The organism is Ruegeria sp. YTSC199, assembly GCF_059609725.1.
On record NZ_JBXWMF010000053.1, the window covers coordinates 1 to 10,412 of the forward strand.

The window sequence follows — 10,412 nt, forward strand, 5'->3', positions numbered from 1 at the left end:
CTGTCATATGTGGCTAGAGTTTTCCGCTATGACTTCTTGGTTGGAAAAAGGAACGAAGTTGATAAAAGCACCGAGGTGCACGTACGCACAGAATGCGTTCATCATCAAACAAGGCGACGATGGAAAGGTCGTTGCCAAGATTTGTCGAGTTGCAATCTGAACCCGTATCATGTTGGCGGCAATTCTAGAGTTCACTATTCGAAAGACCTAGACGCACTGCCCCAAAACCCCAAGTTGGCTCGGCGCCCTAATGCTGTCGACGGAAGCCTCGAAGCACAATTCTCTGCGGGACGGGTTCATCACCTTCCGCATCGAAGGGCTCGAGATCAGACGTTGTATCGATGGAGATAGGTTCGTGCTCTTCCGCCTTTTGCAGTCTGAGACGACGACCCAACCGCCCTAGCGGGTATCCAGTCATTATGGCGACGATGGCTGGCATAGATGGGGTCACGTCGCTGTGATCCAGCCCCCAGCCTTCTGCCAGCCTTGCTAGAACACGGTCCGTGTCCTGCTCCCAAGCAGGGAAGCATTCTTCCACGAAGGACCATTGTTCCAAGAATGCCGCGCTAAGGTGGACGGTGGCTATGGCCAAGTTTTTCTCAACGAACACTTCGCGAAGGAACTTCAACAATTTGGTCTCAGTCATCTTAATGCTGACACCGAGCCCTCCCAATCTAGCTGCGAGTTCCTCAGTCGTAGGCCGATCCCCTAGGCGAACTGCTGTCCGCTCGCTAAAAATCGCCGCAGCACGGCTAGAGAGCTGTCTGGAATTGAGGACACTCACAGATGTCGGAATGATGCAGTCGAGGAATTTACGAGGATCATTTACATCTTCGATCGGTAAGAATGGAACGTCTGACAGTTCGGCATATCTCCACCAATCCACCAATCCATTGCGGTCGGTACACTTTGCCAGTAAACGAATGTTTTCATGCACTTTCCGCGTGTGAGAGCTATCTGAAAGGCCGATCCGCCCGGTCGTGACGGCCCTGATAAAACTGTCAACGGTTCCGATCCCCTGCTGCCCCATTGCTGCCGCCGACTTGTTAAGTTGCAACATACGTAGCTGAAGCCTCGCGACCGGAAACTCTCCTTTTCTGAAGTGAGAAGTGTCAAACAGTATGGCTGAGCGGAAGTCTTCACCGGATGGCAATTCGCCCGAGATGATAGCTGTGATCAAAGGAAGGACAGCCGCAAAGTCGCGCCGTGGAATGCTCCACGCTTTTTCAAGCCCATGCACAAAGTCATTGAACGATATGTCGTCCGCGTGCGCTGAAAAGAATGCTGCCGCCACCTTCCAAGGCTGTGTAAATTCTCTGCGGAAGCGGTACGGCGCCTTTGCGTAGTCATCGTTTACCAAGGCTCTTGCCAACCGAGAAAGTATCTTGGCCTCTTTCTGCCTAACCCTTTCGCGGGTGACCTTGGCTTCAAAGAGCTCGCTGACTGCCTCCAGTGTCAGTCTCTCTTTGGGTGCGGCCATAATTCGCTTTGTGAGGATAAGATGGTCCTCGACGCTTTCGCAGGTCCCGAACGCTTCGCCGAGCACCTCAGGAAGACGTCCAAGCACATTGGCAAAGTCAGACGAATACTCGTTCTTGGGAAACAGCCGTACCCCAATCGCACCGCAAAACTCGTCCCAATTGATTGTGCCATTGTCTTCTTGAGCCGCCAAAATCGCTGAAAGCGCATTGTCAATTCGGACGACGCTCCGCCTCCCCATTCCCGGGATGTTGAGCAGCGTTGAGTTCGAGGCCGAAGCAAGCTTTCCCACTGTGTCATACCCTGCCTCGATTAGCTTTTTCGATTTAGCTCCAAGATGAAGGTTGCTAATGGCAAGGTTTCTTGCCTCAATCATCAAAGCATCAAAGCGACTGGTGCCGTCGCTCGCGGCGTCATCGGGGCAAGCTGTGTCTATGGGATATTGTTTTGCCAGAACGTCCAGCGACAGCTCACCATCTCGCAGCCCGTTTGCCATTGCAATCAGTCGGTTGAAGAATTCTTGTTGCTTAATTCTGCCCAAGCCAGCTGGCGGTTGATCAATACCGCTTCGTAATGCCGACAGCAGCGCTCCAAAAGTCGACAATCCAGCTCGCTCGAACATTGCTCCTGCGTTACCAAAAGACCTCCGGTTAACGGCAAAACCGGGATTGTCTTCGGACAGCCCGTCAAGTTCAGGACACAAGAAATAGAGTTCTCTGAGCCCACCGTTAATCTGGGAATAGTACCCCAACCAATCTACGCTTTCTTGCTTTGCAGAGGCGACGAGTTTTCGGAGGCTGGCAACAACTTCTTCTCTTATCTCCTCGTCGAAATCTGGCGCAGCAAGCGCTGCCTCAAGACTTTCAAGATTTTGGCATCCCTTGCTTTCGAGGTACGAGCTCGTTCCTAGGTTTAGGTGCAAGTGACGATGGCTTGTCCTCGGCGGTATGACCATTTCGAATATTCTCGGATCGCCGGTTTTTGAAAATGAATTCACTAATGCACCCTTCTCCACCCACGAAGTACAACGCGATTGGGAAGCGTGGACGGCAACTCATTTGATTGAGAGTTCGTCACTAATCTAATGCGAAAATTGGAGTGGTCGTCAGCTCTGGACAGCTCAATCTCATCTCCAGCTTTTGCACCTCTGCGCTTTAGATACCCGGTAAGGTGCGTGAGCCTATATTCATTTCGCGTTCCACGTTCATCATGGAGCTTGTTGTTATAATAGATATATTGCAGCTCGATTGGCTGGTCATCTTCATCGACGCACTTGATAGTACGTCTTGGGTTCTTAACGCTCGGGTCCAAGAAGCCCAAAAAATCCCTGAACTCGTTATCCCCTTTGGGGATTAGCATACCAGCCTGGTGGCTCTTCGTTTCGCCTGCGTCATTGGCGCTCAGCACTTTTCGGAACGCCGTAGTCATTTTTGGCTCGGATCGATTTGCATTGCTTTTGAAAGGTCCTCTTTGTCCCTAGTCGCAATAGGCGCTATTTCATTTCCCATTTCATTCTTCCACTCTGAACGGTCGAGCATGATCCTCTCCACTGTATTTTCGTAGAACAGATGATAGATCGTAACTGGCATGGTCTGTCCTCGACGGTGAGCCCTTGCGCTCGCTTGGGCTTCCAATGCCGGGTTCCAAACCGGGGTCATGTGAACAACAACAGTTGCGGCAGTGATGTTTAGTCCCGCTCCTGCTGCCTTCGGGTTGAGAACCAATATCGCGGGGCCTTCCTGGCTGGAGAACTCGTCGATAATACCTTGCCGTTCTTCTTGCGGCGTTGATCCGTTGATGGCGCCCCAATATGCGCATGAAAGCTCCGGCGCTGCCGTCTTCAACAAATCTCCCAGCCGGTTGAAAAGCGAAAAAACAAGGATCTTTCTGCCACCTGAAGATGCCACTCGTATTAGCCGAACGGCAGTTTCCATCTTGGAGTTGACTAGGGGAAGCGCCTCTGCAGGAATAATTTCTGCATTTTCCACTTCGTCGCTGGAACCGTCTTGCAAGCGGAGCCATGGATGAGCGCAAACCAACTGCAGTTGCAACGTAGCCACTAACGCTCCCGCGACCGGATACCTTGCAAGAGTGGCCTCACGGACCATGTTATAATGGTCAACAAGCTCGGGCTCCATTTCCAGCGGTATCTTGATGTCTATGCGTTCCGGTAGGTCGCCTGCGACTTCAGCCACCCGGCGTTTTAGCATAACCGGTTCTACAACTCTCGCCAGTTCAGATGCTGTTTCAATCCCATCTGGGTAGTTGACTTCAAAGCTGGCAAGGTCTCCGAGCAACCCAGGTATCGCAAAATCGGTCAAGGACCACAGATCGACTAAGCTATTCTCAACTGGCGTTCCGGTCATTGGCACTGTGCGAGCACGGGGAATGGTCGAGATTGCCTTTCTACGCGCTGAAGCCGGGTTCTTTATCGCCTGTGCCTCGTCACAAACAACCCACGACCATTCAAATGCTGAGAAGATCGCAATGTCGTTTACCATCGTATCGTAGGTTGTGATGACCACATGAGCAGTTTGAAGGCCGCTAAAGACGCCCGTTCTATATGGGCCTCTATGCACAAGTACGGTGAGGGAAGGCGCAAATTTCTCAATCTCACGTACCCAATTTGCGATAAGGCTTGTGGGGCAAACAACCAATGCTGGGGCATCGGAATCAGGGGGGGCCAATAACAATAAGGCGATGATCTGTAGTGTTTTTCCGAGGCCCATCTCGTCGGCAAGGATTAGGCCCCTTTGAGCATTTGCTGTTTCCCTCATCCAAGCGATGCCCTTTGCTTGATAAGGATAAAGCGTTGCCTGAAGTCCTGGCACCTCAAGATGTTCGGAGAAGTCAAGCGCAGCGCTTGATCCTGGCTGAAGCACAGCCTCGGTGGTCCTTATCTTCAGCTCGCTGTCCGCATCATTGAGTTGTTGCAATACTCTATCGTACGCAACAACTTGATTGTCGTTTGGATGGAGGGCTGAGGCGAGAGCATCAACGGCGTCGTAAGGCAACGGTCTTATTGTTGTATCATCGAGAATCCAGTTGAACTCGTTGCCAAACGCGAGGACCACACGTTCTTCGCCTTTAACAATTCGACGTCCCGCCAACTTTGCGACGAGCCGCCCATCTTCTTTGTCGATAATGGCCATCGGCTCGACAACCCGTTCTGACATCCTGATGCCCTCGGGCAAAACCTCGGGCAGGTCCGAAAATTTGGACGGAAGTGATTTCAGATCGCTACTCATCGTGTTGCAAGGACTCTCTCAATTCTTCGACTGAAAACGGAATAGGCTTTCTGGTGTGAATAGCTCTGTGGCAATTCGGGCAAAGCGGAACCAAATCCAGCGCTGGGTCATATTCTCGCGGAACAGATAGATTGGATAACGGCTGGATATGATGTACTTCAAGTATTCCGCCTGCTTCCCCGTATCGTTGCTTTGGATCCAGACCACAGCATTTGCAGACGAAACCGTGTATTCTAAGGCTGAGAAGACGGTTTCTCCGATTGCGCTCGCGCCGCTTGATGAGAGCAAATGAGATGGCTCCTTCCATCTCGCCATCTGCTACATCGTCGTCTACCTCGTCATAGCCAATCAATTCTGCCATTGACGCCATGATTGGAACTATCAGCTCTCTGCATGTAGATACGATTGCCTCATCTTGTGACAAATCCGATGAATGTCGCAGTGAGGCATGAATGGTAAATTTTCCGTCCCTTATCAACCAGTTGTCTGGATTTTGCCCCGGAATGCTCAAACTTGAATGTTCACTGACGCTAGCCAACAAAGCACGTGCTAACCGAACGTCCTCAAGCGGGGCTTCCGAGATTAGCTGCAAAGTCTGGCGAGAAAAATTACCAAAGCGCAAGTTGACTGCGTGTGTTCGAAGGCCATGAGGGCGCAGCTCAATCACTGGTCCGGCGCGTTTCTTCAAGTCCTCAAACCAAATCTCCAATCCTGATCGTGCGCCATTTGAAACGACGCCCAATGCGATCGCAGCACCTGTCCCTTCTCGAAGTTCCTCTTCAATTAACGCTGTTTGGTCTTTCAACATGATAAGGCACTACGAGCTTTCCAAATCGTCGCTTGTCGGCGTAGCGATGTCCCTCAGTAGCTTCCTAAGGTTGGATGAAATCTCTTCCCGTATATCCGAAAAAATTGGGTCAAGCTCTTCATTCGTGTTGTTCTGTTCCGCAGCCGTAAAGGCCCAAAGCAGGAGGTCCATTCCTTGTACCGAGTAGCCGCTGGTCGCTGCTCGAAGGTAAATCTTTTGATAATAGTCATGGTGTTTGTTAAGCAAGACCGCTCCCACATGACCCTCGTCACCCGCGCTTCTATAGCTAGGCTCCCATAGGTCGCCAGAAGTGATTGTGTCGACAGCCTCAATGTACAAACTTCCTGGATCGACATTGTTTTCAACTTTTTGCCGGATCTTTATTTTTGGTCCGCGATTGTTGGACACTACCGCACTTTGGGTGTTTGGGTCGGCGCCCTCGATTGAAGCCTGGCGGGTGTTTTTAGTTGCCTCCACGGTTCGATTTGCGGATGTATGATCCACTTTTGCCTGTGAAGCCGCCTGCTGTGTTTTTTTCCTGTATCTGAGGTTTGCCTCGCGACGTGCGGGGCCCAAAAGTTTCTCGAGATATTCCGAAAGCGCAGGGTCAAATAAAACCCTCGATTTCTTGACGTCGATATGGAACGCTTCGTCCAACTCGAAACCAAAATCAAACTCGACTCGCAACAACGACATATGCGGATCGAGACCACCGAAAACGCTGAGCCAGCCGCCACTACTTATTAGCCTACCCTCGCGGTAGATATAGAAGCCCTGACCCCTGTTCGTGATCCTAGCGCTTGATTTCTCGTCCTCGTTCAGATCGTCGCTGTGAGGTAGAATCCAAGCCGCTACAGACGCGTTATGAGTACTGCCGTCCTCTACTTGGACTTCCATCGCTTGCTGTTGTGCAGCAAGTACTTGGTCAGAGCGATCCTTGAAAAATGGATCCCATGGATCAACTGCTATTCCGTCGACAGAGATAGAAATGTCCCGTTCGCGGTTATCGTTACGATCCAGAAATCTATGGTAGATTTCGCTGACATGTTTCTGAAGGTTTGTTGAGAGGCGAGCAATGGCCGCCTTTTCCTTGGCCCCCCCGGGCTCGTCATAGTTCTTGGTTAGAATGCGGTCGCATTTTGCCCAGATCACAAGTGTGCCACTGCCGTCACCACAAAGCTCTTCGAAGACTTCTTCGTCATCGGGCGTTACAGGCTCTCTGCTCATCTCCCACTTGCCTGAGCTCTCTACGTGATCAAGGTCCCAAGCCAGTTTATTCAATTCTAGATCCGGTGATTTTCGCGAAATCAGCGTGAACTTTCTACAAACGGAGCTTGAGGCAGTCTTCAGGCCGAGCCCAAATTTGCCTAGGCTTTCTGGGTTGTCGCGTTCTGGAGCACCATACCGCATCGCCTTGAAGACGCCTTCAGCATCCATTCCAGTGCCATTGTCGCCGAAGTACACCAGCTTTCTGCCATCTTGCATCAGGTCGATCCTTACGTTGATCGCCTCGGCGCCTGCAGCAACTGAGTTGTCAATTATGTCGGCGGAAGCCGTTCGGAAATCATAGCCTGTGTCACGAAGGCCGTTGATAAGTCTGGGTGCATCGGGTTCGTTAATCAGTTCATTTTCAATCATTTCTAAAATGCTCGACTTTCTTATTTGCTTTATGTTGCCTTCGCGGAGTTTCCGGACAATTCAAAAAAGGATCGATCCGATAGCAACCATTTGCTAACTGTGTCGATGACCCTATCGGTGGGAAGCTTCCTTGTCGCGCATTCCCAAACGATCATAACCCGCCACCCGCTTTCTTTAAGTCTCACTAGCGATAGCTGGTCTCTATCGCGATTGCCCCGTAGCTTTTCTTGCCAGAATGCCGCATTAGACTTGGGTAACTTGAAGAACTGGCAATTTTCATGAGCGTGCCAGAAGCATCCGTGGACAAAGATCACTGCTCGATATTTGGAAAACACAATGTCCGGCTTCCCAGGCAGTTCTCGATTGTGCAGGCGATAGCGATATCCAAGAGCGTGAAGACCGCGCCTAACAACCAGCTCGGGCTTTGTATCTTTGGAGCCAATCCGAGACATCATCTCGGACCTGCTCATTGTCGCCGCAGATTTAGGCACATCCACCTTTCCTGGATCTAATCGCAACAGTGTTTGTAAGCCAAGGTGCCATTGCTGACGCAACGGCGGTGGCCACCGGTGCGGCGACCGCATTCCCGAATTGTCGATAAGCTTGGGTGTCAGAAACCGGGATGACCCACGGACGGTTGCTTCCTGTGCGATCAAAACCCATCAGCCGAGCGCATTCTCTTGGCGTCAGCCGTCGTGGTATTCCGTCACCTTGTTCGATAAGAATTTCCGATCCGTCTTTATAGTACCGGGCCGAAAGTGTCCTGGCGACGTCATTGGGTCCCCTAAGACCAAATCCGAAACCATTTCCCGCAGCTTTGTGCTTTGCCGCATACCTTTGGAGGTAATCCCATAGTTTCGGTGTCAGAGTGTACTTGTCCGCAACCTTTGCATTCTGACCGACAGTGAACGGCGGTTCTGCAACTTCGCTGCCGTCTTCCGGATGAAGTATGTCCCTCAGCACGTGCTTTCTACCTAGAGGAACTTCTACATCCTCCATAGTGAAATTTGTTGGAATGTCGCGACGAAAACCGGAGATGAAAATCCGTTCCCGGTGTTGCGGCACCCAATTTTGCGCATCGATCACGCGGTAGTCGACTTCGTAACCCAACTCGTCAAGCGCATGCAGTATTACACGCATCGTATTGCCCTTGTCGTGGCTGAGAAGGTTCTTAACATTTTCCAGCAAGAAGGCTCTGGGTTGATGATGCCTTAGGATGCGCACGACATCGAAGAACAGTGTGCCCTGAGTTTCATCTGCGAACCCGTGAGCCCTTCCGAGTGCGTTCTTTTTTGATACCCCTGCTATCGAAAAGGGTTGGCATGGGAAACCTGCCAGCAGAACGTCATGCTCTGGAACTTTGGCCTCGTCTATCAGAGTAATGTCACCGGCAATTTCGTGATCATCATCGGGAAAGTTTGCCTTATAGGTCTCTCGCGAGAACTTGTTCCATTCTGATGTAAAGACACAGACGCCACCGATCGCTTCAAACCCGATCCTAAGGCCTCCGATGCCCGCAAAAAGATCGATGAAGCGAAAGCGGTGTGTGTTGCTGCTCATTCTGGCTTCCTTTGGGTCCAGTCAAACTTGAAACCTCGTGAAGCCATTCCTGCTCGATGTGCGCCGCGTGGTTTTTCTTGGCACTATGAGACAGCTGGTGCTTCCGGACAACTACAATTGTATTTTCCCATGTTAGAAATCCGTGTCTGCCTGGGGCCTACTAAGAGGGCGCCTACACGCCAAAGTGCACGACCTCGTTATGTGTTCGACGCCTATGACGGTGGCAGAGAGAGCATATAGGCACCCGATTAGCCGAATTAAGTGACACCATCGCAAGTAGAGCTTTTGTGAGGCCGGCAACTTCGGTCGAGCAAAGTGTAATCGCTTGTGATCGCCGGAGACGGCAGAAGCCACTCCTAGACCAAGCACTCCCTTAGTTCCGTTTAAAGGCGAAGAACGCCACCGGGACTACCAACCATGGAAAACACGATGTATCACCCGAAGATCACAACCTTCGAAGGCTGCCGCGAGCAAGAAGGAAATCTCGAACGCCCCTTCAACCCCTTCAGGCAACCAGCGACTGAAATTGCGACCGCTTTTGTCTGCACTACCGCCACCGAAATAGAGGGCTACGAAACCCGCCACGGACTACGAAAAAGGCGTCGACGTTCTGCCGACCAAGAAACCTTCTTCTCTGCAACTCAGGCCGTTGTTTGCGACCTCGCCATCAATGCATTGCGCGAGGGTGGAAATGGCGTTTTTGCATCGCGGTCTAATCGGGACCTTGCCACTAAGACCCGGTATGATAACCCGGCAAACACACGGCAGCTCCGAAACATACTAGATGCACTTGCCTCCAGCTCATTGTCGATGGCCAGACAAGAGCTTGGAGGTGACGTTGAGGACGGGATGCGCCGCCGCACTGTGATCCGGCCCGGTCCTAAACTCTTGAGCTTGATTGAGCGCCTCGATCTACGACAAACGGACTTCAAGATCGCTCCCGGGGGAGAGACAATTGTATTGAAGCGACCTCGGCACGACTACTGGGATGACGGTGGCTATCTTGAATACAGCGACACTGACCTGACCCAAACTCTGAGAGAAGAACTGAAGCAGATCAATTCTTGGCTCGCCTGTGCCAACGTGGGCGTGGTTGGTGGCGCCCGCGATGACGTAGACCTAACTGACCGTCAAATGCGTCGCGTCTTTACGCAGGGACGATTTGATTGTGGCGGGCGCTTGTTCGGCGGTTTCTGGCAGCCGATGCCCAAACAAGATCGCTTGCGTTCCCTGCTGATCGATGGCGAGGCGATCTTGGAGGTGGACTATGGTCAAATCATGCCCCGGCTCGTCTACGCCATGTGCGGCGTCAAACCTCCCATGGAAGACCTTTATACGATCCCGGGTTTCGAGCGGCACCGCGATGGTATCAAGAAAGTCATGTGTTCAATGATGTTCAATCGCGGTCCAGTTACGAGGATGCCGAAGGGGACCCGTCACTTCTTTCCGAAGAACGTAAAGATCGGCGAAGTCGTCGGCGCTATCGAAGCCGCGCACCCTGCCATCAAGGCTGCGTTTGGCTCCGGCGTCGGTCATCGTTGTCAGTTTAAGGAGAGCCAGATCCTGATGTCGGTCCTTGTGCGTCTTTGTCAGCAGGGTAGTACGGCACTTCCCATCCATGACGCCGTACTTGTCCCTGCCTCCACCGCCGATGTTACACAACAGGTCATGCTTGATGT

General features: G+C 51.8%; 8 protein-coding genes. 1 reads left to right on the top strand and 7 read right to left on the bottom strand.

Annotation, left to right across the window (positions count from 1 at the left end):
* Positions 1-247 precede the first annotated feature (247 nt).
* From AC2FEE_RS25160 to dcm, 7 genes are read right to left on the bottom strand one after another with little or no spacing between them, the layout of a single operon-like run.
* Positions 248-2,494 carry a DNA-directed RNA polymerase subunit alpha C-terminal domain-containing protein gene (locus AC2FEE_RS25160; RefSeq protein ID WP_496868156.1) on the bottom strand — a complete coding sequence of 749 codons (2,247 nt, stop codon included), beginning with the start codon at positions 2,492-2,494 and terminating at the stop codon, positions 248-250.
* Entirely contained in the window at positions 2,476-2,907 is a 432-nt protein-coding gene (locus tag AC2FEE_RS25165) for an EcoRII N-terminal effector-binding domain-containing protein (RefSeq protein WP_496868157.1), read from the bottom strand. Before AC2FEE_RS25165 ends, AC2FEE_RS25160 begins: the two co-directional genes overlap by 19 nt.
* Positions 2,904-4,727: a DEAD/DEAH box helicase gene (locus AC2FEE_RS25170; protein WP_496868158.1), complete on the bottom strand. Its 1,824-nt coding sequence runs from the start codon at positions 4,725-4,727 to the stop codon at positions 2,904-2,906. Before AC2FEE_RS25170 ends, AC2FEE_RS25165 begins: the two co-directional genes overlap by 4 nt.
* Positions 4,720-5,535 (bottom strand): HNH endonuclease, encoded by an 816-nt coding sequence (locus AC2FEE_RS25175; protein ID WP_496868159.1) that lies wholly within the window; start codon positions 5,533-5,535, stop codon positions 4,720-4,722. Before AC2FEE_RS25175 ends, AC2FEE_RS25170 begins: the two co-directional genes overlap by 8 nt.
* Positions 5,536-5,544: 9 nt before the next feature.
* A complete protein-coding gene (locus AC2FEE_RS25180; RefSeq protein WP_496868160.1) occupies positions 5,545-7,173 on the bottom strand; it encodes an ATP-binding protein in 1,629 nt (542 codons plus the stop codon).
* A gap of 29 nt (positions 7,174-7,202) precedes the next feature.
* Positions 7,203-7,757, bottom strand: a complete 555-nt coding sequence (locus AC2FEE_RS25185) for a very short patch repair endonuclease (protein ID WP_496868161.1) — start codon at positions 7,755-7,757, stop codon at positions 7,203-7,205.
* The gene (gene dcm, locus AC2FEE_RS25190; protein ID WP_496868162.1) at positions 7,657-8,733 is read right to left on the bottom strand and encodes a DNA (cytosine-5-)-methyltransferase; all 1,077 of its coding nucleotides are present in this window, start codon (positions 8,731-8,733) and stop codon (positions 7,657-7,659) included. Before dcm ends, AC2FEE_RS25185 begins: the two co-directional genes overlap by 101 nt.
* A gap of 417 nt (positions 8,734-9,150) precedes the next feature.
* Between dcm and AC2FEE_RS25195 the strand changes: the two genes are divergently transcribed.
* Positions 9,151-10,412, top strand: a 1,262-nt coding sequence (locus AC2FEE_RS25195; protein WP_496868163.1) for a hypothetical protein, incomplete at its 3' end; no start/stop codon positions are given.

What these genes read in the sequence shown, in the direction of transcription:
- AC2FEE_RS25175 (WP_496868159.1), bottom strand. Translation starts at nt 5,535, where the DNA reads ATGTTGAAAGACCAAACAGCGTTAATTGAAGAGGAACTTCGAGAAGGG.
- AC2FEE_RS25170 (WP_496868158.1), bottom strand. Translation starts at nt 4,727, where the DNA reads ATGAGTAGCGATCTGAAATCACTTCCGTCCAAATTTTCGGACCTGCCC.
- AC2FEE_RS25165 (WP_496868157.1), bottom strand. Translation starts at nt 2,907, where the DNA reads ATGACTACGGCGTTCCGAAAAGTGCTGAGCGCCAATGACGCAGGCGAA.
- dcm (WP_496868162.1), bottom strand. Translation starts at nt 8,733, where the DNA reads ATGAGCAGCAACACACACCGCTTTCGCTTCATCGATCTTTTTGCGGGC.
- AC2FEE_RS25185 (WP_496868161.1), bottom strand. Translation starts at nt 7,757, where the DNA reads ATGCGGTCGCCGCACCGGTGGCCACCGCCGTTGCGTCAGCAATGGCAC.
- AC2FEE_RS25180 (WP_496868160.1), bottom strand. Translation starts at nt 7,173, where the DNA reads ATGATTGAAAATGAACTGATTAACGAACCCGATGCACCCAGACTTATC.